This window comes from Burkholderiaceae bacterium DAT-1 (assembly GCA_019084025.1).
GTDB lineage: Bacteria > Pseudomonadota > Gammaproteobacteria > Burkholderiales > Chitinimonadaceae > DAT-1.
In genome coordinates this window covers 331,773-355,030 of the sequence record JAHRBI010000005.1, presented here as the reverse complement: position 1 = coordinate 355,030, position 23,258 = coordinate 331,773, and the positions used below count along the sequence as shown (strand labels likewise).

Below are 23,258 nucleotides of genomic sequence, written 5' to 3'. Positions count from 1 at the left end.
ATGGGACGTTTGTTCTGGAAAATTCTGGTTGTGATCTGGATTGCCCTCGTCAGCGCTGCATGGCTGGCGGGCTGGGTGGTCTGGCTGAAGTTTGCGGCGCAAAACAGCCATGGTTTACTGGATGATGGCCCTCGTGCCGATCTGATGATGGATTCGGCAAGTGCGGTCTTGCGGTCGACAGGCGCGGCGGGGACGCACGTCTGGCTTGCCCAGCTTCGCGCGCAGCAACCTGAATTTGCCCGATTGCATATCATGAATGAGGCCGGGCAAGACCTGAATACACAAGTTGTTCCGGCAGGCGCATTGGCACAGGCACAGCAATTTCTGGCTCAATCGCGCAGCGCCGATATGGACAATCAGCGTGTTCGTTTGATTTCCGACCATACCGGTGGGCGATGGCTGATGTTTGTGACCGAGCCCCAGGGGTTGCCCGCCCGTTTGCTGCAAGGATCGGGTGATGGGCCACATGGTCATGCCTCAGGGCCATTGAATCATCCCTGGACGCTTTTGCTGACAGGTTTGATTGTCAGCTTGCTGTGTAGTGCAGGCTTGGCTGCTTATCTCACCCGGCCATTGCGCGAGATTCGCCGTGGCTTTGCTGCCTTGTCGCGCGGGCGCCTGGATGTGCGGATTGCAGGCGCCGTGGGGCGACGGCGTGACGAAGTGGCGGATCTGGTGCGCGACTTCGACAAAATGGCGGAACGACTGGATCGCCTGATTCAATCGCAAACACGCTTATTGCATGATGTTTCTCATGAATTGAGATCGCCACTGGCGCGCTTGCAGATTGCGGTGGATCTGGCAGCACAGAATCCCTCCCGCGCTGAAGCATCAATGGTACGCATCGAACGCGAAGTGGCGCGACTTGACCAGTTGGTTGGCGAAATTCTGGTCTTTGCCCGACTTGAAGCTGCAGGAGAAGTTCGGCCGGTTGAAATGGTGGATGTTGCCGCCATGGTATCGGATATCGTGGCAGATGCCCGCTTTGAAGCGCAGTCCATGGATAAGCGCGTTGAGCTGCGGTCGATGGACGCACTGGTTTTATTCGCGCATCCCGAGATGCTTGAACGCGCTGTTGAGAATGTGCTGCGAAATGCTGTGAAGTTTACGGTGCCGGGTGGCCTGATCCGTGTTTCACTGGGTATTCACGGCGACCATGCGATTTTAACTGTGCGCGATCAGGGGCCGGGTGTACCTGAGGATATGCTTGAGCGCATTTTCGAGCCGTTTGCCTGTACAGGCCGTCAGCCAGAGTTGGAGGGGACGGGACTGGGACTGGCGATTGTGGCGAGAGCGATGCGGCTGGATCATGGGCGATGTATTGCGCGCAATCTGGCTGAAGGTGGGCTGGAAGTGACGCTGGGTTGGCCATTGGAACGTAAACTGACAGAGCCATCGGAAGGTGATGGCTCTAGAGATTTCGCGTGATGATGCAGGATAGGTTGCCGAAACCGGGTTGATCCCTCGTTAAACAGATCATTAGTTAAACAGGTCACGCACATGCACCAGTTTTCGTGTTTCCGGTGCAAAAATACCAAAACTGGCTGCGGCACTGGGATCGCGATCCCAGCTGCCTGTGCAGCTGCCATATGCACGTAGCCAAGCAAGATTCGCTGCGGTGCCGCCATGTACAGTCAGGCAGGATTGATCTGCCCCCGTACTTCCTAAATGAATACTGATTCTGGCTGTTCCTGTTTTCCCCGGTGCAGAGGGGGGCGTTAGCATGATTTTTCCTGACCCGGACTGAATGGCCGTATTCCCTGTGGCTGAACTTGTCCAGCCAGTCGTGCTGTAGCCTGCAAGAAACACCGCGCTGGCTGGAATCACCGTGCATTGATCGAGCGCGTTCAATGCCCAACTCTGTCCTGTCCAGTATTGAGTCTGTACCGGAAGCGCGAGTGCGCTCCGGCCTTGGCCGTAGGCGCTAAAAAGTGCCAGTCGTCCACGGCGGATATCTAGCGATGCCAACGATTCGTGACCCACAGAGCTGATGCCGGGATAGGCTGCATCTGTCGCTCGTATACGCAATGTCTGCGGTGTTTGCGTCGTGCTGCTAGGCGAGTTGTTGTGGGTTGCAAATGTCCACACTGGGCTGCTTGTACTGGCTGCCCATGTTGCGATTCCGCCTGTAAATTGTTCCGGCGCGATGGCGGTGTTGGTGAGCGAGCCTTGTGTGTTGGCCGTGGCGTCGCTGAGGTTGATCGAATCTGCAAAATGAGGGGCGGTTGCAGTGCTACCATCGAAATTGCGGGTGAGTCCGATATTGTTCCCACCACCTGCGCGATAGGCCTTGATGGTGACGCCAAATGGCTGGCCGGAATAGGAGAAGCTTGTGCATCCGGGCAGGGTTTGTACTTCGAAGAATGCGGGGACAAACGGACCGATGGCAGCGCTACTGCCTGAAACCGATAGGCTGCTGCCCAGGTAGCGGTTCAGCTGTGCAGACAGTGTCGCCTGACCTACTTCATCCCAGTTGAACTGAACGGATGCACTGCCATTGCTGAACGTATTGACCGAAGCGCTTGGGGCGCCATTGCGTGCCCCGCTGCCGGTTGGCTGGGTTCGACTCAAGCTGATGGCGGGTATGGCCGGTGTCGCTTCGCGTCCGAAATTCGGTGTGACACTGGCGGGACTGCAGGCATTCAGCGCAGAAAGGGTAGCCGTCTGACCTACGCCTGCAGTAAGTGGCGGCGTAGGGAGGGCATCAAAGACAAAGCGTGCAGGCACTGCGGAAAAGGTGGTGTTTGTGAGCGTATCCATGACCAGACCGGCATCGCCTGTGGCTGCGCTGCCTGTGTAGCGACCTGTCAGCGAAACATTGCCGGCATCGCTATAGGTCACGGCTGCAAATGCAGTGCCTGTGGCGTTAAATCGTAGAGAGGGCGTGGTGCTGCCATTGACCAGTATCGAACGTGTTCCGCTGGCAGGGTTGAGGTACTGGGTGTTAAAGGAAACGGTACGATTGACAAAACGGAATGCAGGCACGCAGGAGGTGGAGTAGTCACTCTGTTTGAGTGCTTGAATCTGAATATTCTGCTCCGTACAGGCGATGTGGTTGGGGACGTTGGAGATAATCAGACCAGATTGAGTTGTCTGGAAGGTACAGGCGGGATTGCCGAAGGTACAGGTCGTTGCATTGCTTGGGGCGGGATTAACGCTACCCGCGGCGAACTTCACGGTGCTGACTTGTGTATTTTGAAATGATACGGTGGTGCTGCTTTGCCCGGGCAAGATGGAGAATGCGGGGCCACTGCTCCAGTTGAATAAGGGGCTTCCGCTTTGCGCAGTCGCGGTCAACGTACCAGTGACGCCCCCTGTGTAGGGCGTCGCGCAGGCCGGATCACTACAGGCTGACACATTGATGGAGGCCGGCAGGCAAGTAATGCTTTCGCCACTGGCATGCTGCAAGACAAGATGATCAAGTGGAACGGAGCAGCTGGCTGCTGTGCGAGGACTACCATAATAGCTTTTGCCGGCGGACTGATTGCTATAGATGACTTGGATATCCGCTGGAGACAGGGCTGATTTAAACAGCATGAACTCATCCATCGGAACCCTGATGGCGCCTCTGGAGCGATCACTGCACGCGCTGCCAATGACGTTCAGGTTGTAGGTTCGGCTACCCGAGTTCGCGGTGATGGGCAGCGTGTCCCGTTTATCGCCGTCGATATACAGTGTGGTGGTATCCCCTGTGGCACTGACTGCAAAATGATGCCAGCCCGCGCCCAGCTGTGCATTCCCCACTGAAATTGCGCCCAGCGCAGTCAGGTCGCCACTGACACCCCATTTGAACCCATTGCTGCCGTCTATGTAAAAGACGTCTCCTTGGCATGTTCCTCCGCTGCCACTCAGTGATGCCGCCGTAAAATAGGGCGTACTGACTGTATTGGGTAGCGGATATTTGAGCCAGAACGCAAAGGTATAATCGCCGGGTATGTTGACTGTACTGCCGGGGACAACATATTGATTGTCTGCCTGCGTATTGAGTGCCCGATTGACTTTCCCGCCTGCAGCCGTAGTCGGAATGCTCCCTGCAGCGGTGCCATTGACCAGGCCGGCATCATCCGATACCTCGCCGGGTGTGCCGTTGTAACTGCAATCATCAAACGTGTAATCCAGTGCCAGCCCGCACGTATCGATACTGGCAATTTGCGAGCGGATGGTGGCCGAAAACTGTAGATCCAGATTTGTCGAAATATTGATGGTGCCACCGGTAAGGATGGCGCCGAAGTAAGTGGCATGATCGGCGATATTGACGCTGGTGCTGGCATCTGGCCCCAGAATCAAGCCCGTAAAATCCAGATAGGCGCCGAGATTGACTGCTGCACCCGGATACAGCATTAACTGAAAATTCTGGGTTGCCCCACCTCGATTGACTTTGAATCCATTACCCGCGCTGAAATAGTAGTCGGTGTAAATATGAACCGGGCCACTGACAACCTGAATGGTGACGTTGGACGAAGCGCTTAGATAGTGGATGTGGTAATCGCCCGCATAGAGGCGCACCGTTGCGCTAGGGGTCATCGATAAGGTGTTGATATAGAACGTGCCACCCATCAACGAGGCAATGCCCGACAACGTCACATTATCGTAGGCACCGGGTTGCAGTGTGCCACCACTGGCAGACGCCGTGCCCCACGATGGATTGAAGACGGCAGGGTTAATGGAGGGCAGGGCAACATTCCGGTTATTGAGTCTGCCTGATAGCGGTAATGAATAGGTACCCGTACCACTGATGGGAATAGCGTTGATTGTGCCGCCAGCAATCGACAAATTGCCACTGGTGGACACAATGGCAGTTGCGCCTGCGGCCGTCGACGTGGGAACGGTTCCGCATGAGGGAACTGCGCCTTGCACATGATGAATAAAAAGGAGTGCGAGCAGCAAAAAGAGTTGGTGAATCAATTGCTTCATTGATGCGGCGTAGATCTATAGGCAAGGACTTTCAGCATAGTTGACGCGCAGGACGACTGATGGATCCCTGTATCAATACTGGCGCGTTCGTCGATTCTGACTATATTGACCTAAATACTCGCTGACTTTGATGAATCGGAGGGCAAGGATCATGAAAGCAGTCAGTTGGATGACTCGAGTGCGAGACCGCGCCCAGCGTGGCTTTACGATGACCGAACTGGTGGGTGTGCTGGTGATGGCGGGGGTACTGGGCGCCATGGCGATGCCGCGGGTGAACGAAACCGCCACCAGCATGGCTGGAGTGGCTGTGCATGATCAGGTGGTGTCCGCGCTGCGTTATGCAGGACAAACCGCCGTCAGCCATCGCCGTTTGGTCTGTGTTACCTTTACCAGTACTACCGTTGCAATGACAATTGCAGAGGCCAATCCTGCGAGCGAATGTGGTACCACACCACTGACCAATGCCGCAGGGCGTTCGCCCTATGTACAAAGTCCTGATGCGGACAACGCGGGGATGGTCATCACCCCGATCCAGACCTTGTACTTCCAGCCGAATGGCACCGTGACGCTCGACGCGGCGGGTGCTACATATGGCAACTACACCATTATGGTGACCAACCAGAATGCCATTTCGGTCATCGGTATGACCGCCTATGTCATCTGACGCATTGGCTTTGATTCGGTTAAGTCGGCAGCAATCAGGGGTCACGCTGATCGAACTGATTGTATCCATGGTGGTGATCAGTATTGCGCTGGTTGCTGTATTGCGAGCATTCAGTCAGTCCGCAATCACCAGTACCGATCCCATGCTGCGTGCGCAAATGCTGGCGATTGCCGAGGAGATGCTGGAAGAGGTGTCGCTCAAGCCATTTGCATCCTCTGCACACGCGGTGGCCGCAAGCTGTGCTCGCGATACGTGGACCAGCATTGGCGATTATCATGGTTATGATACTTCGCTGGCTGATTGCATCACACCGGCCAATCCTGCCGTCACACCTCGTATATACGATGTGGGCGGTGCAGCGGTACCGGGATTGGATGGTTATGCCGTACGCGTCACCATTAGTGACGATGCCTTGCCATTAACTGCTCCCGGCATCGCTCCTCCGAACTGTAAGCGCATCACTGTTCAAGTGACGCATGGCAAGGATGTGCTGATTCTGAATGGCTGGCGAACGAACTATGCGGCGTGAACTCCCTTCAATGCTGCAGCATGGCGGGTTTACGCTGGTAGAGCTGATCGCGGTCATTGTCGTGACCGGCATTATGGCTTCGGCAGTGGTGATGTTTCTGGTGCCCGCGATCGAATCGTATGTCGATGCACGGCGGCGCAGTCAATTAACCGATCTTGCCTCGGTGGCCATTGGGCGTGTGAGTCGGGATGTACGAGTGGCGGTGCCCAATTCGATCCGTATCTCCGGCAGCAATTGTGTTCAAATGGTGCCAACCATTGCTGGTGGCCGCTATCGAGTGGCGCCGGATACACTGTGGGATGCACTGCATGCGACGCAAGCCAGTGCACCGCTGGAGGGTAGTCAGCCCATCAGTGCGATAGATGTGTTATCGCCGCTTAGCATGCAGCCCAAATCAGGCGATTGGCTGGTGATCAATAATCAGAATGGTGACGATGTCTATGCCGGGACGAATCGGGTCGCCATTGCTTCTGTGGGCGCGGCACCGTCCACTAGCCTGGGGGTTGTCCGCCTGACGTTCGCGAGCGCCACTCAGTTTCCCGCTAGCGATATCAGTGGTCGGTTTTCGATTGTGGCGGATGCCGAACAGTCAGTGGTGTTTCAGTGTGTTGCGCCGGGCACGGATATGCAGGGGAATGGAACGGGTACGTTATATCGCCAGATTGCGCCATTTTCAGCAGCGGCGAGCGGCTGTCCGAATCCCGGGGGCGGCGCGATTCTGGCAAGCCGGGTCTCGGCATGCGAGTTTGTCTACAGCCCAAATCAGGGCGCAACGCAGCAGAATGGTTTTTTGTGGATCAGGCTGGCGCTGCAGGAGCGGGGTGAAACGGTCACGCTTGCCTCCGGTGTGCATGTGGATAATGTGCCATGAGTCGAGGACACAGTGGCTTCGCTATTCTCACGGCGATCCTTATTCTGGTGGTATTGTCTGTCCTGGCCGCTGCCATACAGATGCTGGCAGCTGCGCAGCTGCAGGCGTCCATTCAGGCGATGCTGAGTGTTCGCGCGCAATCTGCTGCCAAGGCAGGCATTGAATGGGGCTTGTATCAGTCTTTGCAAGCAGGAGGCATGTGGTTCTGGGATCCGGCCACTGGCCTACCCAATCCGGGGCCATGTGATACCACACAGCGACGGACACTTGATCTGGTCGCGCAAACCGGGTTCAGCGTGACCGTGAGTTGTACGTCTTACCGTTATAACGAGGGGCAAACGAGTAGCGGTGCGGTGAGTGTCGTGCGGCTTTATGTCATTGATGCGGTGGCATGTAATGGAACGGCAGTCTGTCCTGACAACACAGCGGCTGGCAGGACAGACTATGTGGAGCGACGGCGTCAGGCAGTAGTGACGTCGTCACTGCCTCCCTCTTGATGTGTTTGACCTACCGCCCCATCGGGGCAGATGTGTGCAGGTGCCATGCCTTTGGCTGCACGTTGCCACATTTGCAGATAGAGCTTCTCCATGGATTCGACAAAGCGCGGAGTGTCGAACAGTGGAAGCGCATCTTTCAATGACAGCACTTTCTTCACTTCGGCGCGCAGGGATGGATCCTGAGCGAGCAGCACCGCCTTCACCTTGTACGCTTCCGGTGAGTCAGCCACTAACGCCTCCAGGCCAGTGGCGGCCAGCAGGCTGTGCGATACGCGTCCCGCAAATGTCTTGCCACTCATGGCGATGACCGGCACGCCCGCCCACAATGCATCGCTGCAGGTGGTATGGGCGTTGTAGGGCAGGGTGTCCAGGAAGATATCTGCCAATGCCAGACGCGCACGATGCTGATCCGGCTTTACCACCTTGGCAAAAATCAGACGCGAGGGGTCGATGCCTGCCTGTTCGGCGCGCATGCGCAAATTGTCCTGAGTCAGCTGGGTGCTGCTGAGTAGCCACAGCACGCTGTCAGGTACCTCGGTCAGAATGTCGCACCACAGCTGGAAGACCGTCGGCGTAATTTTGTACGCATGGTTGAAGCAGCAGAAGACGGTTTTGTCCTCTGGCAATCCGCATGATTCACGAGTAGGCATCTCGGCCACGGCACGCTGGCGATCATTGCTTTGGTAGCTGAAAGGCATCCAGGCAAATTTCTCGCCGAAATGGCGTGCTTCACTCATCGGTGCCACGATCTGATCGGCAATGATGTAATCGGCTAGTTCATGCCCCAGTGTGCCGGGGTAGCCCAGCCAGGAGACCTGAACGGGTGCCGGATGCAGGGCTAGCACGCCGGAGCGGCTGTTGCGGGTATAGCCGTTCATATCGACCAGAATGTCGATTCGGTCAGATGAAATGCGCTGTGCCAGTGCGGGCAGCGACAGATCGCGGACATCGATAAACTGATCGAACGCCTGTTTCACGCGCTTGCGGGTGGCCGAATGCAGATTGGGGCCTGCCGAATAGGCGATGATTTCAAAGCGATCACGATCATGCAGCTCGAACACTTCGCAGCCCAGATGCATCGTGGCGTGCTCGTGGAAGTCGGACGACAGGTAGCCAATGCGAATCTTGCCCTCGTGCGTGACCGAACTGCGGCGCACCGGCGCAGTAGATTGCAGCAGCGGCAGATATTGCTGGATACGCCAGCGTTCGGCGCACTGCAGCTGATCCGCGCTGGTGCTGCCATCCAGTGCCAGAAAGCCAAAGGGGAAGACAGCACCGGGGCGACCGTCCCGCACATGATTCAGCACTTGTCCTTCCAGCCAATCCAGTCCATCCCATTCGCAGGTTTGCTGCATCAGTCGGGTGAGGGCGGATAAGGCGGGCAGCAGGCGTGGCTGGATGGCCAATGCTTCTGCGTAATCACGCAGGGCATCGGCAATATGGCCTTCTTCCTGGTTCAGATTGCCGAGGTTGTACCAGGCATCAGCCAGTGACGGTTCGTGCTCGAGTGCCTTCTCAAAGCAGGTACGTGCGCGTCGCGCTTTGCCTGCATGCTGCAGGCAGGTGCCGAGGTTGTTAAGCAGCACACTGCTATTCGGTTGGCTTTTCAGTGCTGCACTAAAGGCTTCCTCCGCCTCTTTCCAGCGTCCTAGATCGCGCAGTGTATTGCCCAAGCCATTCAGGATCGGAACGTCACCCGGGCACACTTCAAGCGCGCGTTGATAGTGGAGCAGCGCTTCCTGCCAGTGTCCCGCATCGCGGAGCGCAGCTGCATAATGGCTGCGGATGCGCGGTGCATACATATGACGATCATAGCGGCTGAGCAAATCCTCGAAGAGCTCGAATGCGCGCTCTGATTCGCCGATGCGTGCCAGCGCAATAGCGTACACCTGCTGTACATCGACATGATTGGGGTGAAGCTCGAACAGGATAGCCAGCTGTCTGCAGGCCTCCTGCGGGCGGCCGGCTTGCAGTTGATCAATGATATTGATCAGTTGCACGTGCAGATCGGCACGGTCCTGTCCTGTGTTTGCATCGTCTGCATCGTACCGTGCTGAATCCAGCAGCGGGGCGCCCAGATCGATTGATGAGCGGTAAAGATGTTCGCGCAGCAGGGCTGCGACCGATTGAGCGGCTGCCATATCAACTCCGTTAGCAGGTTGAGCGATGCCGGATAGGGAGCAAGAACCGTGCACGCTGTGCCAGAAATCGGATCTGTCCGGCATATCTGATGACAGACGGCGAATGTACCGGGCGGCATTCTGTGTCAGCTAGGGCGCAAGCGGATTTGCGGCGATATTGTTCTCCAGCGACGACCACGACAGGAGGCCGAGCGATACGGCAAAGGCGGCGATACGGCCGTGTTTCCCAACATGGCAAGTGATACCGGCGGCAATCCGTGCCAAGGGTGCTGGCAGAGCGGCAAGCATTGCCAGCTTGCATGCCTGCTGCCCTTGCATCAAGATGAGGCCGATTGGACAATGATGCGGAAACCATGAGGCTGATTGCGGGAAAGTGGCTGTTGATCTGCCTGTGTGCGTGCTTGCCGGTCGTTGGAGTGTGCCTGGATGATCAGGCCTTACCTCATCCGGCTTTGTCGGCCTTGCCAGGAAAGATGCTGTGGGCGTGGGAGCGTCCTGAAGATCTGCGCGACGTGCCACCGGATATCGGCGTCGCCTGGGTTGCGATGCGTATTTTGCTGATGGGGGATCATGTCAATATGGTCTATCGCCGTCAGCCTTTGCAGATGTCCGCGCATACGGTCGGGATCGCGGTGGTGCATGTGGATGCATCGACACGTCGTCCCCCTGTCCTGAATGATGTCCAGAAACAAGCCATCGTAGATGCCCTGGTGCAAACGGCTGCAGTGAGCAGCGTACCTGTCGTCCAGCTGGATTTTGAGGTGCGGCGATCGCAGCGGGCGTTTCTGCAGTCGGTTGTACAGGCAGCTCGTGCGAGCTTGCCTCAGCAAGTCGCGCTATCGATGACTGCGCTGGCATCCTGGTGCGAGGGAGATCGCTGGCTGAGTGATGTGCCTGCGGACGAAATTGTCCCGATGGCGTTTCGCATGGCGAGTGATGATCGCTTGATCCGGCAGAGGCTGGTGCAAAACCGGCAATTTTCAGATCCGCGCTGCAGGCTGGCAATGGGTATTGCCACTGACGAGCCACCCGTGCCACTTCAAACGGGTCGAATTTACTATTTTTCGCCTGTCAGCTGGCACCGGGGCAATGTTCCCAACCGTGCAATTGTCCAAGCACGCTGACAGGTTTAATTTCAAGGCAGGAGTAGGGTATGCGTTTACGTCGATCTGTCTGGGTGGCAGTGAGTCTCGCACTGTCGAGCATGTGTGCGCTCGCCAGTGGGGGGGACGGCTTCATGGAAAGCCGGTTTATGCCGGAAAACCATGTGCCTGCGAATGAACTGCAGGATTATGCAGCAGGTAGGTTAGGGATTGTGCCCGGTAGCTTCTGGCACGTGTATCTCTATCTGGCCTGGCGCAATGCTCACGGTATGCCGATTGATGCGCAAACACTTCACTCACTGGGCATTCGTAGCTGGTTCATGAATGGCTACGATACCGTTTGGAATAGCGATGAAACCCAGCTTGCGGTTGATGAATGGCTGAAACAGCGCACACAGGTAAAAGATGCGCCTGCACTGGATAAGCTATTCATCGACAAGCGCCTGCCGAACTACGACAGTTTCCGCAATTGTCCCAGGGATACCTTTAAAACGGCATCGGCTACGCTGGCGGCTCGCCTGAAAACCGGGCGTCCGGATGAAGTTTCATTCTGGGTAAAGGCGCAGGATGCCGTGTTCAGTCGATGCGGATCGGCATGGAATCAGGATACGCCTGAAAATCGCGCCCTTCCGGTATTGCCTGCCACTGCATCGGCTTGGCTGAAGGCTGATTATCAATATCAGCAGGCTGCTGCGTTGTTCTATGAAGGCAATTTTGCGGATGCGCGTCAGCGCTTTCTGGCGATTGCGGCAGATGCGACATCGCCCTGGCGGCCGCTGGGCAAGTATCTGGCGGCGCGGAGTCTCCTCAGGCAGGCAAGTCTCGGTACTGATCCCAAGTCGGAGCAGCGTGTCACTCTGTTACAGCGTGCGCGTCAGGAGTTTGCAGCAATCGCAGCAGTGTATTCACCTGCCGCCAGGATGGTGAATCTGGTTGATACCTGGCTGGAACCGGCCAAACGTCTGCGCCAGCTTGATCAGGTATTGAGCGATCCCAAACAGCGCACTATCAACCCACAGGATCTGGCCGATTATTTGAGCTTGCTGGATTCAATTCCGACAGAGGCAGGCGCTGCAGGAGAAATGACCCGCTGGATAAATGTGATGTCGCAGTCTGCCAAGCTCAATCCTGCCTTGATGCGTTATTACGGTGATGTACCGGAGAGTGATAAGGCAGATTTGCAGCAGGCACTGGCCACAGCGCGTAGCGAATGGAAGCGAACAGGAGATGGTGCATGGTTGCTGGCGATGTTGAGTAGTGCGCACGCCGATGAGATCCGCGCCGACGAGCTTGCAGCCGCCGAACAGATCCCGCAGACATCGCCACTGTGGCATTCAATCGCATGGCACCGGGCGCGTGTTCAGCTGATGAAGGGAGATCCTGCGCGCGCCGACAGGATTGTTGACGCAGCACTTGCAGATCAGACAACGAGTCCCTCCACACGGAATCGCTGGTTACATCTGAAAACCCTGAGTGCAGCGACGGTTGAAGCGTGGGCGAGCAGTCTGAAACGGAAAGTGGCCGAGCTCCCGGAGGCCGAACCTATTCCGGATGAGGGAAAAGGGCAGCCCGATCTGGTGATGGATATCGATGGGCGTTTCCAGCTGTACCGTACCATGCCGCTCAGTCGTCTGGTTGCTATTCATGATGCCGCGATTCTGCCCGCCCAGATGAAGCAGGATCTGGCTCAGAAAATCTGGGTGCGCGCCGTATTACTGGATGCACATGACATTGCCCGACGCTTTGCCGGTATTGTCAGTCAGCAGCCGGACAATAAGGTGCGGCCAGCCCTGTGGCAACGCTACGCGGCCGCGCCTGACGATGCGGGTCGAAAGCTGGTGGCAACGCTTATTCTGGTGGAAACCCGCGACCTTGATCCTGCGCCCTACAAAGCATCGGGTCAACTTGGCAGCTATCTATGCTATCCCGCAGAGTGGGCCAGTAACGATGTTCCAGTGGATCCGGAAGCGGGGATGCAGGCGCTCGCACCGGCGTTTTTGAGTGCTGATGAGCGTACGGCTGCGGTCAAGGAAGTGGATCTCCTGAGTGCGCTTCCCGCGCGTGCCGTACATCTGGGGGGCGCGGTCATCAATTGGGCTGGAACGCATCTGGATGACCCTGACGCGCCACGCGTGCTGCATGCGCTGGTTGGTGCGACCCGGCCAAGCTGTGTGAATGGCGGTGAAGTATCAAAGAAAGCGTTCAGATTGCTGCACAGCAAATGGCCCAAGAGTGAATGGGCGCGCGCGACGCCTTATCACTACTGAGTTTCGTGGTATCAATGAATAAGGGAGGCCAAATGCCTCCCTTTGTCTATCGCGTTACTGATCCCCGGATCAGAAACGCATGCTGATGCCTGCGAACACCGTGCGCGGCGTACCATGCTGTGGCGCTCCAACGCCTACGCCTGTTCCGTCACGCAGCAAATAGCGTTTGTCGAACGCATTGATCAGGGCGACGCGTGCTTCAATTTCCTTGATGCCGGATACATTGTGCCAATGCCATGCAGATGCAAAATTGGCTGTAGTGTAGGCCGGAAGAGTCGATGAATTCGGGGTGCCGCCCTCTGGTGTGCGACGCAGGCCACTGCCATGCAGTATATCCATACTGAACAGTGCATCACCCATGCGGTAATGTGCGCCGGTCGACACCGTCCAGGTCTGATCGTGATCGAGGAAGACATCGTGATGGGCAATATACTCAAGTTCCTCCGCTTCAATCAGCGCCTGTCCCGAGATAATGTTGCGTGCGGTGGCCTTCTGCCACGATAGATTCAGGTAGCCACCCCAGTTCTTTTGCTCGTACAGGAAGGCGGTCTCAATCCCCTTGGCGCTACCCTTTTCAAAGTTGAAGGGCGACAGAATCAGCGCCTGACCAAACTGCCCCTCATCTAGCAGATTGCGTATGTCCTTGTAATAGCCATCCACACTGACCGAGAACGCATCATTGAAGTGATGGCTGATCCCGATGTCGTAGTAATGGGTGCGTTCTGCCTTGACCTGATCTGAATGCGGCGCCTCAGGTGCATTGGAGGTTCCAACAAATTTGTCGATACTGCTTTGCGCTGCCAGTTGTTGGGCGGGTGGCGTAAAGTAGCGGGCATAGCCGGCGTGTATGCTGGTGCTGTCCGAAAACTTCCACGCTGCATTCAGACGCGGGCTCAATTGCTGTTCTTGAATAAAGGCCGATACGCGATCGAAGCGCAGACCGTAGTTAATCGTCAGCGGTTCCAGAACATGCCACTCATCTTGAACGTAAAGGCTGCCCAGCGTGCCAGTTTTACTGGTGTTGTCGATGATGGTGAGTGGAGTAGATGACGATTGCGCACCACTTTCGTCGACCGCGAACACGCGTACCGTATTGTCACTTTTGGTGTACTGGCGCGTATAAACCAAACCAGCACGCAAGGTGTGCTGTTCATTGAGTGGCGTGCTCATGTCGAATTGCAGGCCGCTGGCGCTGTTTGAACGCGTTGAGTCCGAGGCAACGCCGGTGTAGGCCAGATCGCCCACGGCATCCGGGACATAATGCAAGTCGGAAAACTGCGAGAAGGCTGCCAGTTGATAGTCTACGCCGTTCAGCTGTTGTTGCAGTGATGCCAGAACATAGCGGTTGCGCTCAAACTGGTTCTGATCCAGCGCCGAGGATGCGGGAACGGCAGCGCCGCTGACCTGCCATGCAGCCTCCTGACCCGGATTGTTAGGGATCTGGAAGCGACCGTTATAGCTACCAAACATCAGCCCGACACGGGTGGATTCATCTACAAACCAGGATGCGTTGCCGAATACTTTGTTCTGTACCGTGCGATCGTGGAGTGCGCTGCGGGTTGGCTGCGGATTTTCGATGCCGAGGTCACTTTGCATGCGACTTGCGGAGAGGAAATAGCGATATTGCTCACCGCCACCGAACATCTCAACCGAAGGCTCAGTGTAACCATGGCTGCCGAATTGCATGCCGACCTGACCACCGGGGACAAAACTGCCGGCTTTGGTCTGAATGTCGACTACGCCCGCTGCACGCAGCCCATATTGCGCGGGTAGGGCACCGGTCAAGAAGTCGAAGCGTTCGACCAGCCGGGTATCAATTGCCTGGCCAAATCCGCTGATATTTTCCGGCAGCAAAATGCCATCCAGACGATATTGAACATTGCCGTGATCATCGCGGACATGCACCGAGCCGGATGCTTTCGAGTCCTGATCGATGCCGGGTAACCGTGCCAGTACTTCATTAAATGGTGTCGATTCACCCTGACCCATTTGCTCGATCATGTGTTTGTCGACGGTATAAACGGTTGTACCCACCTTTGGGGAGAGATCGTTCTGCGCAGATTTGAGCCGTTTGGACACCAGCTCGATTTTTTCGACGCGGGAGATGCCCGCATGCGCATTGGCTTGTGCTTCAGATTGAGCGTCAGATGCGGTATCTGCGGTTGCCTGAGCATCGGCATGGACGAAAGAGGTGGAAGTTGCCAGCAGGGTAGCGATGGCAAAGGGCAATTGCCGCATGACAAAAGTGCGGGACATGGGTATTCCTGACGTGCATGGTGCGACTCGAATCACGAGTCGTCGGATCGTTTATGTGTCCGGCAATAGGCATCCAACAGCCATGAGGGACTCTGCCTCATGTGGTGTCTTGTCTAGATTGCGGGACGGTGCTGAAAATGACCCCCTACAGGGGAACGATCATGCAAGGACAGGCGGGCCGCAGCTCGGTGGTAGGAAGAGCGGCTGTACCGGCACGACTTGCGAGCACACAATCGTGTTCGGAAGATAGTGCAGTACGCGCTGAACGCTGGTGACACGTGCATCGGCCTTGGGGGTGGGCGTTTGCAGTTGTACCAGCGAACACACCGCACAGCTATCCTTGACCAGTGCCGCTTTGTGTCCGTGAGCGTGGACAGTCGAGCTGATACTGAGCAGAGACAGGGCTGCAAACAGCGTAATACACCAGCGCCACATGGCGAGGCGAGCTCGTCCTGCGGTCGGTAGAGTGTAAGGAAGACGCTGGTTCGACATGGTCACTAGTCTATGACTGGATTGTTACAATATAACATTCAAGGGACGCGAGCCTATCGCACTTTTAGGAATGAAGCAATGAACAGTTCGTTCTATTCCTCCAGTTGCAGAGGGATGAGGAGAGGGTGATGGATGAGCGGTGCCTGCAGGCTTTCGAGCAATGGGCCGGACAACTGACCTGGGGATATGACGGTGATGGCTATCCCATCGGATTGCCACTCGAGCGCAGGGAGACAGCATATCGTCATCCCGATACCCAGCTTGCCTGGGCGGCGTTTCAGGCTGCCTGGTACCATCCGCGTAAAGACCTGTCGTTTTTACAAAGTGATGGATCGTCGGGTGCGTGAAAACCCTGTCTGACTCACGTACACTCGCCACCATTCCTAATGAACGAGGTGAGTGCATGTTTCCGCTTGGCCGTCTGACGCTTTCTATCACGCTGTCGCTTAGCCTGACCGCCGGTGTATTGCCGGCAGTGTGGGCTGGCGCTGCAAATCCTCTGCCCGCCATTAACTACGATATTGATGGCTACGACATCATCTCCCCGGTTCATACCCGTCACGGCATGGTGGTCAGTGCGCAGAAACTGGCAAGTGATGTGGGCGCAAGCATCCTGAAGCAAGGCGGTAATGCAGTGGACGCAGCGGTGGCCACGGGATTTGCGCTGGCGGTGGTGTTACCGAGCGCCGGTAATCTTGCTGGTGGCGGATTCATGCTGGTCCACGATGCCAAGACTGGTAAGCAGATCGCGATTGATTTCCGCGAAATGGCACCATCCCGTTCCACCCGGGATATGTATCTGGACGCTGCAGGCAATGTGGTGGCGGGCAAGTCCACCTATACCCATCAGGCAGTGGGTGTACCCGGCACCGTGATGGGGCTGGAAGCCGCCTGGAAGCGTTACGGTACGATGCCCTTTGCCAAGTTGCTGGCACCCGCTATCAAGCTGGCGCGCGAGGGCTTCATGATCGGGCCGGAGCTGGGCGAAACCATGGCCACGGAAAAGGATGTGCTGTCACGCTGGCCTGCCACGCGCGCCATCTTTTTCAAGGGCGACATGCCCCTGAAAGCAGGTGACCGGTTGGTACAGAAAGATCTCGCCAATACGCTGGAGCTCATTGCCAAGCAAGGCAGCAAGGCCTTCTACGAAGGTGCGATTGCCAGAAAGCTGGTTGCCGAAATGCAGGCACATGATGGTTTGATTTCGCTGGATGATCTGAAACGCTACCATGTGGTGGAGCGCAAACCGGTGGAAGGCGATTACCACGGCTATCACGTGATCTCCATGCCACCACCCAGCTCGGGCGGGGTGCATATCGTGCAAATCCTGAACATGCTGTCGCACTATCCGCTGAAGGAATGGGGTTTTGGCAGTGCGCAGACCATTCATGCACAAGCAGAGGCCATGAAACTCGCTTATGCGGATCGCGCCGAATTTCTGGGCGACAGCGACTTTGTGAAAGTGCCGGTCAGAGGACTCAGTTCGCCCGCTTATGCGGATGAGCTCACGAAAAAGATCGTCCTCGCACATGCAACGCCATCATCCAGTATTCGCGCAGGCAAGCCCGAGCCCTACGAAAGCAATCAGACGACGCATTTCGCTGTAGCCGACAAGTCAGGCAATGTTGTGAGCCTGACTTATACCCTGAACCTGAATTTTGGTAGCGGGATTGTGGCCGCAGGTACTGGCATGCTGCTGAACAACCAGATGGATGATTTCTCGGCCAAGGCGGGCGTGCCCAATGCCTTCGGACTCGTGGGTGGGGATGCCAATGCGATTCAGGGCGGCAAGCGACCATTGTCGTCCATGTCGCCGACGATTGTCCTGAAAGATGGCAAACCCTGGCTAGTGACCGGCGCAGCAGGGGGGAGCCGCATTATCAGTTCTACGCTGCAAACCATTATCAACGCGGTCGATTTCGATATGAATGTAGCCGAAGCTGCGGTGGCACCGCGCATACACCATCAATGGCTGCCAGATGAACTGCGTGTCGAGAAAGGCATCAATCCGGATACCCGCAAGATGCTGGAAGCCAAAGGTCATACTGTCGTGGTACGTCCCGCCATGGCGAGGGTACAAACACTGCGCGTCGAAAAGGATGGCTTTAGCGGCTTTGCGGATCCGCGCAGTAGTGATGGTGGCGTGTCAGGGTACTGATCGGCAATAGGAATAGATCGGCAAGAGGAATCCGGGTATCAAAGTGCGATATCCGGATTTTCGCTGGCGAGTTCGATGCGATTGCGGCCACTGTTTTTGGCACGATACAGGGCATGGTCGGCGCGGCGGACAATATCGGTCACCGAGTGATCATCAATCTCGAGGCTAGCCACGCCAATACTGATCGTCACTTGATGTGCTTCTTCGCCGATCTTGAGTGGTGTGCGGGCGATGATGCTGCGAATGCGCTCTGCGACGCTGGCGGCTTGTCGGGTATCTGCAAGCGGCAGGATGACCAGAAATTCTTCGCCCCCCGTGCGCCCGAGCAAATCACCATGTCTGAGCGCTGCTTGAGCTGTTTGTGCCACACTTATGAGTGCCTGATCTCCACTTTCATGGCCAAACTGGTCATTGATCTGCTTGAAGAAGTCGACATCCAGCATGAGCAGGGATAGCTGCTCGCGATGTTCGCGCGCGCGTCGGAAGTGCTGTTCTGCCCCCGCCATGATCTGACGCCGGTTTGCTACGCCAGTGAGTTCATCGGTATGAGCCAGAATCTGCATGCGTCTGGCATCACGGAGATATTGCCAGCCAATGCCACCCAGAATTGCCAGCAAAAGTGATCCCAGCATGATGATGTAACGCTGATAGAGTTGCACCTGATTGAGGGTCTGCAGCTCCTGATCCTTCATGGTTTTTTCAGCAAGTAACTGTCGATTCTGCGCATCTCGCCGTTCTGTTTCAAATTCGATTTTTAGATGGGCGGTTGCCTCTTCTCTGACTTCCAGATCGAGTACCCGGCGGACTTCGAAATAGTCTTCCAGCGTGTGATAGGCATGATTGAAATCACCTTTCTTGCCTAGAATTTCAGCCTTGACTCTCAGGAAACGTGCGTAGAGTCTGGGATTTTTTTCTTCCTTGAGTAGTTTTTCAGCCTGATCCAGCGCAAGCAGACTCTTGGCAAATTCACGCTTGCCTAACCAGGCTCGGCCTTCCTGCAAATAAATCTCGGAGACCAACCCTCGTCCCTGCTCTTCACTTAAACCGGTTTTGGCCAGCTTGAGCATATCGAGTGCTCGATCATATTCGCCTCGCTCGACATACACAGTAGCCAAACCTGATCGCAAAATACTTAGGTTACCCTGGCGAATGGCTTCACTGGCTTCACGGTTGGTGCGGTCAATTTCCATCGACTGCAGGAACATCTTTTCTGCTTTGTTGAATTCGTTGTTCGAGAGGTACACACGCCCCATACCGCCGATTGCCGTCGATTTCAGGCCGATATCATCGAAATCCTTGCTGCTGTTGATGACCTGCTGATAGTACTCAAGCGCACGTTCATAGTCTTCGGTTCGCCGATAGCTGTCGGCAATATGCAGGAGGTTGGACATCGCCCAGTAGTTGAGCCCCAGCGAGGTGTAGATGCGATGACTCTCGATCAGGTCGGCAACCGCACCTGCGGTTTGCCCGAGATAGGATCGTAATTGACCGCGCTGGGTCAGTGCGTCGCCCAGAATTCGGGTTGCACCTGCTCGCCTGGCGAGCTCGACCGATAATTCATCTTCCTTGAGCGCACTCTCAAGTTCTCCCCTGGCCTCCAGATAGGATGCGCGGCATAAGATCAGATCCGATCGTGTCAGAAGATCTTCTGGCGGGACGTCTTTTAAGCGAGTCGTTGCGTAATCAATCGCCTCTTGTGCGACGCTGAAATCGTGTCGCCAGCACCATGCCCGCCAAAGCCGGCGCAGATTTGCGGTATCGCTCGGTTTGATGCGGCGGGATAGCTCTGCCAGCAGATCTTTGTCACGGACGTTGGCCTGATTTTGACCATCTTCCAGTTGCTTGAACAGGGAAGGGTTATCCATCGCGGCGACTGTGGATGGGATAGGTTCAGCAGACACAGCCCCCCCCGAGCCTGCTAAACAGATGATAGCGGACAAGGCGAATGCCAGAATGGAAAAGGGTGACTTTTCCAGCCGGGCACGGAGAAATGATGTCAATGCAGCGAACATGCCGCATGAATCCTTGTTTGGATTGGTTCTTTAGGAATAGGGCTTAGATGGCTGGCATGCAAGATCAGTCGCCGACCGGCACCTTGTCTTCGACCGATTGGCACGACGAGACGAGCAGATTTAGTAATGCAGGCAGGGTGTATCCGGCATATGGATTCCCGGTTTCTGTGCTCAGTCCTTCAGCCAGACAGGGGAGACACGCCTGGATCATCTGCCTGGCTTCTGTTCCGGATTGTTCGTGCTGCAGAATCATCCGGGCACAAGCCGTTGCCTGTGGCAGATTGTTCTGATGACAGCGCCACACGCAAATGCAGGAGAGAGCGAGCAGTTGCCTTCGGGCGGAATTAGCCTGAATAGCCAGTTCAATGGCGGCATGTAACGCCTGCTGCGCACCAAGGTCGTCTTGGCGGCGCATGCAGACAGAAAATAACATGGCATGCGCACGGGACGCCCAATCAGTTGCGCCAATTCTGGCGAGCATCTGCGTAGCTTCCGACAGCTTTTGATGTGCGTGATGCAGGTCGCCCATGTCAGCCAGCACAATGCCCAGATTAGTTAGTGAGTAGGCCAGATTAGCCAGATCGCCGGCTGCCTGACAGAGTGCGATTGCCTCACAGGACCAGGTATGGCCGACTGCAGGGCGCTGCACGTAGTGGTTGAGCAATGATAGAAAATTCAGTGCCAGCACGCGGCGTCGATAATCGCCCTGACGCTGAAAAGTGGACTGACACTGCAAAAGGACGGATTCCGCCTCGGTAAATCGTTCTTTCTCAAGGTACACCCCGCCCAGTACTAACTGCGCGAGTGCCTCTTCTCCATACTGTGCCTGTCGTCTGGCCGCAGTGAGTGCGCGCTCGGCGTATTGTTCCGCGATCGCCTGACGGCCAAAACGATAATGTGCACCTGCCATCCACGCATGGCAGGTGGTGACAATAAAGGCCTTGTTGGGCGCACGTACATCGCTCAGCGCCCGTTCAAAATGGTCGATGCTGCGATCCAGATCGCCTAGCCAGAACAGCAGTTTACCCATCGCAACCTGTGCAGCGGCGTAATAGGAAGACTGTTCCGCACGGGGAAGCTGCAAGGTACGTTGCACCCAATTGCGTCCCTCAGGCAATTTCCCGCGAGAAATCCAGTAAGGTGCCAGTGTTGCGACTAGCCGCAGCGCTATCTGGGTATGTGTCGTATCGCACGCCCAGCCAAGTGCCAGATGGATATTGTCCTGCTCCGTATCCAGATGATGTGTCCATTGCGGTTCATCGGGACTATGCCAGTTGCAGGCGGCTTGTTCGCATACTGTCGTAATATGTGTCGCATGGAGTGCTGCGACATCACTGCCCAGAGGAGACTGTATTCGAGCCAGGGCTGCCGGAATTTGAAGCGGTGCCGCAATGGCAAATCGACCATGTTTAGTCGCTATAACGCCCTGTGCATGCAGTGCAGCAAGCGGCGTCAGCCCAAATCCAGCCAGCACATCAAACATGGCCTCGTCGAAATCAGGTGTGCAATAGGACAGCACGGCGAGTGAATGCTGAACATCAGGAGATAAGGCGGAAAATTCAGGGATATGCATTGACTGATTCGATACTGGGGCAGCCTGCTCATCAGATTAGGCGCGCTCGGCCTGTGACTAGCAGTAAATAAGCATCTTTGCATACTTAGGGCTGAAGAGGCAAAACGCGAATGGTCATGCAGGTTATTTCGTATTTTCCGCACACTTGTCCGCGCAGTTTGCGCTTGTACTTTACGTTAACGTCAATCTGCGCCTAGCATGGCACATCCCGCAGAGTGGTCCCGTTCGATGCACTCGTTCAGAAGGACGCCTGCTGCCACAAGAAGGAGCAACACCGTGTCTCATACCCCTACCGTCAAGCTGCTGATCAATGGCGAGTTTGTTGATTCGGCTACCCAGGACTGGCGCGATGTCGTCAATCCCGCCACGCAGGACGTGCTGGCCCGTGTGCCGATGGCCACCCGTGCAGAGCTGGATCAGGCAATCGCAGCTGCACAAGCTGCATTCAAGACCTGGCGCAATGTACCGATTGGCGCACGCATGCGCGTGATGCTGAAGCTGCAGCAACTGATTCGCGACAATCTCGACCGCCTTGCCGCCACGCTGACCAGTGAACAGGGCAAGACACTGGAAGATGCCAAGGGCGATGTGTTCCGTGGACTGGAAGTGGTCGAGCATGCCTGCTCCATCGGCACGCTGCAGATGGGCGAATTTGCCGAAAATGTCGCCAGTGGCGTGGATACCTATGCCATCCGCCAGCCGATTGGCGTGTGCGCGGGCATTACGCCTTTCAATTTCCCGGCGATGATTCCACTGTGGATGTTCCCCATGGCGATTGCCTGCGGTAATACCTTTGTATTGAAACCGAGCGAGCAAGACCCGCTGACCCCCATGCTGCTGGCCGAGCTGGCCATTGAGGCGGGGGTGCCGGCGGGTGTGCTCAATATCGTGCATGGCGGCAAGGAGATGGTGGATGGTCTGTGCACCCATCCCGACATCAAAGCCGTGTCGTTTGTGGGCTCCTGCCATGTCGGCGAGCACGTCTACAAGCTAGCTAGCGATCACGGCAAGCGCGTGCAATCCATGATGGGCGCCAAGAATCACGCAGTGATCATGCCGGACGCCAACAAGGAGCAAAGCCTGAACGCGCTGGTGGGCGCGGCATTTGGCGCGGCAGGGCAACGCTGTATGGCGACTTCGGTGGCGGTGCTGGTGGGCGAGGCGCGCAACTGGATTCCGGACATCGTGGCGCGCGCGAAGCTGCTGAAGGTAAATGCCGGCCACATCGCTGGCACCGATGTCGGTCCGGTGATCTCCAGAACCGCGTTGAGCCGTATCCACAAATTGATCGAAACCGGCGCCGCGCAAGGCGCACGCCTGGAGCTGGATGGCCGTACCGTGCGTGTACCGGGCTTCGAATCAGGCAATTTTGTTGGGCCGACCATCTTTGCAGGCGTGAAGCCGGGCATGGATGTGTACGATCAGGAAATCTTCGGGCCAGTGCTGGTGATTGTCGAAGTCGACACACTCGACGAAGCCATCGCGCTGACCAATGCCAACCCGTATGGCAACGGCACAGGCATCTTTACGCAATCGGGTGCCAGCGCCCGCAAATTCCAGAACGAGATTGACGTGGGGCAGGTGGGCATCAATGTGCCGATTCCGGTACCGGTGCCGTTCTTCAGCTTTACCGGCTCGCGTGGCTCCAAGCTCGGCGATCTTGGCCCCTATGGCAAGCAGGTGGTGCAGTTCTATACGCAAACCAAGACGGTAACCGCCCGCTGGTTCGATGATGCGTCGGTAAATACTGGCGTCAACACCACGATCTCGCTGCGCTAAGG

General features: G+C 56.4%; 17 protein-coding genes. 10 read left to right on the top strand and 7 right to left on the bottom strand.

Annotation, left to right across the window (positions count from 1 at the left end; translation table 11 throughout):
• On the top strand, positions 1-1,428 hold the full coding sequence (locus tag KSF73_12535) for a HAMP domain-containing protein (protein ID MBV1776536.1): 1,428 nt from the start codon (positions 1-3) through the stop codon (positions 1,426-1,428).
• 51 nt (positions 1,429-1,479) lie between these two features.
• Here KSF73_12535 and KSF73_12530 read toward each other — a convergent pair whose 3' ends face one another.
• Positions 1,480-4,914 (bottom strand): LamG domain-containing protein, encoded by a 3,435-nt coding sequence (locus KSF73_12530; GenBank protein MBV1776535.1) that lies wholly within the window; start codon positions 4,912-4,914, stop codon positions 1,480-1,482.
• A 151-nt stretch (positions 4,915-5,065) separates the two neighbouring features.
• On the opposite strand from KSF73_12530, the gene KSF73_12525 reads away from it, so the two are divergent.
• From KSF73_12525 to KSF73_12510, 4 genes are read left to right on the top strand one after another with little or no spacing between them, the layout of a single operon-like run.
• Entirely contained in the window at positions 5,066-5,578 is a 513-nt protein-coding gene (locus KSF73_12525; protein MBV1776534.1) for a type II secretion system GspH family protein, read from the top strand.
• On the top strand, positions 5,568-6,107 hold the full coding sequence (locus tag KSF73_12520) for a type II secretion system GspH family protein (GenBank protein MBV1776533.1): 540 nt from the start codon (positions 5,568-5,570) through the stop codon (positions 6,105-6,107). Before KSF73_12525 ends, KSF73_12520 begins: the two co-directional genes overlap by 11 nt.
• Positions 6,097-6,978, top strand: coding sequence for a type II secretion system GspH family protein (locus KSF73_12515; GenBank protein ID MBV1776532.1), 882 nt, complete (start codon positions 6,097-6,099; stop codon positions 6,976-6,978). The genes KSF73_12520 and KSF73_12515 overlap by 11 nt, the downstream gene beginning before the upstream one ends.
• Positions 6,975-7,475 carry an MSHA biogenesis protein MshP gene (locus KSF73_12510; GenBank protein MBV1776531.1) on the top strand — a complete coding sequence of 167 codons (501 nt, stop codon included), beginning with the start codon at positions 6,975-6,977 and terminating at the stop codon, positions 7,473-7,475. The genes KSF73_12515 and KSF73_12510 overlap by 4 nt, the downstream gene beginning before the upstream one ends.
• Here KSF73_12510 and KSF73_12505 read toward each other — a convergent pair.
• Positions 7,439-9,616: a tetratricopeptide repeat protein gene (locus KSF73_12505; protein ID MBV1776530.1), complete on the bottom strand. Its 2,178-nt coding sequence runs from the start codon at positions 9,614-9,616 to the stop codon at positions 7,439-7,441. The genes KSF73_12510 and KSF73_12505 overlap by 37 nt on opposite strands.
• Positions 9,617-9,745: 129 nt before the next feature.
• Positions 9,746-9,904 carry a hypothetical protein gene (locus KSF73_12500; protein MBV1776529.1) on the bottom strand — a complete coding sequence of 53 codons (159 nt, stop codon included), beginning with the start codon at positions 9,902-9,904 and terminating at the stop codon, positions 9,746-9,748.
• Positions 9,905-9,969: 65 nt separating this feature from the next.
• Here KSF73_12500 and KSF73_12495 point away from each other — a divergent pair, with 65 nt between their 5' ends.
• Both KSF73_12495 and KSF73_12490 read left to right on the top strand, forming a co-directional pair.
• Entirely contained in the window at positions 9,970-10,740 is a 771-nt protein-coding gene (locus KSF73_12495) for a hypothetical protein (protein ID MBV1776528.1), read from the top strand.
• A 29-nt stretch (positions 10,741-10,769) separates the two neighbouring features.
• A complete protein-coding gene (locus KSF73_12490) occupies positions 10,770-12,986 on the top strand; it encodes a hypothetical protein (GenBank protein MBV1776527.1) in 2,217 nt (738 codons plus the stop codon).
• A gap of 69 nt (positions 12,987-13,055) precedes the next feature.
• Here KSF73_12490 and KSF73_12485 read toward each other — a convergent pair whose 3' ends face one another.
• Together KSF73_12485 and KSF73_12480 are read right to left on the bottom strand one after the other, a co-directional pair.
• Entirely contained in the window at positions 13,056-15,242 is a 2,187-nt protein-coding gene (locus tag KSF73_12485; GenBank protein ID MBV1776526.1) for a TonB-dependent receptor, read from the bottom strand.
• A gap of 159 nt (positions 15,243-15,401) precedes the next feature.
• A complete protein-coding gene (locus KSF73_12480) occupies positions 15,402-15,734 on the bottom strand; it encodes a hypothetical protein (GenBank protein MBV1776525.1) in 333 nt (110 codons plus the stop codon).
• A gap of 128 nt (positions 15,735-15,862) precedes the next feature.
• On the opposite strand from KSF73_12480, the gene KSF73_12475 reads away from it, so the two are divergent.
• Positions 15,863-16,081, top strand: a complete 219-nt coding sequence (locus tag KSF73_12475; GenBank protein MBV1776524.1) for a hypothetical protein — start codon at positions 15,863-15,865, stop codon at positions 16,079-16,081.
• 56 nt (positions 16,082-16,137) lie between these two features.
• Positions 16,138-17,892: a gamma-glutamyltransferase gene (gene ggt / locus KSF73_12470; protein ID MBV1776523.1), complete on the top strand. Its 1,755-nt coding sequence runs from the start codon at positions 16,138-16,140 to the stop codon at positions 17,890-17,892.
• 38 nt (positions 17,893-17,930) lie between these two features.
• On the opposite strand, the gene KSF73_12465 is transcribed toward ggt, so the two are convergent.
• Positions 17,931-19,757, bottom strand: a complete 1,827-nt coding sequence (locus tag KSF73_12465) for a diguanylate cyclase (protein ID MBV1776522.1) — start codon at positions 19,755-19,757, stop codon at positions 17,931-17,933.
• Positions 19,758-19,968: 211 nt separating this feature from the next.
• Positions 19,969-21,477, bottom strand: a complete 1,509-nt coding sequence (locus KSF73_12460; GenBank protein MBV1776521.1) for a tetratricopeptide repeat protein — start codon at positions 21,475-21,477, stop codon at positions 19,969-19,971.
• 228 nt (positions 21,478-21,705) lie between these two features.
• Between KSF73_12460 and KSF73_12455 the strand changes: the two genes are divergently transcribed.
• Positions 21,706-23,256 carry a CoA-acylating methylmalonate-semialdehyde dehydrogenase gene (locus KSF73_12455; protein MBV1776520.1) on the top strand — a complete coding sequence of 517 codons (1,551 nt, stop codon included), beginning with the start codon at positions 21,706-21,708 and terminating at the stop codon, positions 23,254-23,256.
• Positions 23,257-23,258: the final 2 nt, after the last annotated feature.

Excerpts from the sequence above, each read along its gene's own strand:
- KSF73_12535 (MBV1776536.1), top strand. The coding sequence starts at position 1 with ATGGGACGTTTGTTCTGGAAAATTCTGGTTGTGATCTGGATTGCCCTC.
- KSF73_12500 (MBV1776529.1), bottom strand. The coding sequence starts at position 9,904 with ATGCTTGCCGCTCTGCCAGCACCCTTGGCACGGATTGCCGCCGGTATC.
- KSF73_12455 (MBV1776520.1), top strand. The coding sequence starts at position 21,706 with ATGCACTCGTTCAGAAGGACGCCTGCTGCCACAAGAAGGAGCAACACC.
- KSF73_12525 (MBV1776534.1), top strand. The coding sequence starts at position 5,066 with ATGAAAGCAGTCAGTTGGATGACTCGAGTGCGAGACCGCGCCCAGCGT.
- KSF73_12530 (MBV1776535.1), bottom strand. The coding sequence starts at position 4,914 with ATGAAGCAATTGATTCACCAACTCTTTTTGCTGCTCGCACTCCTTTTT.
- KSF73_12475 (MBV1776524.1), top strand. The coding sequence starts at position 15,863 with ATGGATGAGCGGTGCCTGCAGGCTTTCGAGCAATGGGCCGGACAACTG.
- KSF73_12460 (MBV1776521.1), bottom strand. The coding sequence starts at position 21,477 with ATGCATATCCCTGAATTTTCCGCCTTATCTCCTGATGTTCAGCATTCA.
- KSF73_12465 (MBV1776522.1), bottom strand. The coding sequence starts at position 19,757 with ATGGATAACCCTTCCCTGTTCAAGCAACTGGAAGATGGTCAAAATCAG.
- KSF73_12480 (MBV1776525.1), bottom strand. The coding sequence starts at position 15,734 with ATGTCGAACCAGCGTCTTCCTTACACTCTACCGACCGCAGGACGAGCT.
- KSF73_12485 (MBV1776526.1), bottom strand. The coding sequence starts at position 15,242 with ATGTCCCGCACTTTTGTCATGCGGCAATTGCCCTTTGCCATCGCTACC.
- KSF73_12505 (MBV1776530.1), bottom strand. The coding sequence starts at position 9,616 with ATGGCAGCCGCTCAATCGGTCGCAGCCCTGCTGCGCGAACATCTTTAC.
- KSF73_12490 (MBV1776527.1), top strand. The coding sequence starts at position 10,770 with ATGCGTTTACGTCGATCTGTCTGGGTGGCAGTGAGTCTCGCACTGTCG.
- KSF73_12510 (MBV1776531.1), top strand. The coding sequence starts at position 6,975 with ATGAGTCGAGGACACAGTGGCTTCGCTATTCTCACGGCGATCCTTATT.
- KSF73_12515 (MBV1776532.1), top strand. The coding sequence starts at position 6,097 with ATGCGGCGTGAACTCCCTTCAATGCTGCAGCATGGCGGGTTTACGCTG.
- KSF73_12520 (MBV1776533.1), top strand. The coding sequence starts at position 5,568 with ATGTCATCTGACGCATTGGCTTTGATTCGGTTAAGTCGGCAGCAATCA.
- ggt (MBV1776523.1), top strand. The coding sequence starts at position 16,138 with ATGTTTCCGCTTGGCCGTCTGACGCTTTCTATCACGCTGTCGCTTAGC.
- KSF73_12495 (MBV1776528.1), top strand. The coding sequence starts at position 9,970 with ATGAGGCTGATTGCGGGAAAGTGGCTGTTGATCTGCCTGTGTGCGTGC.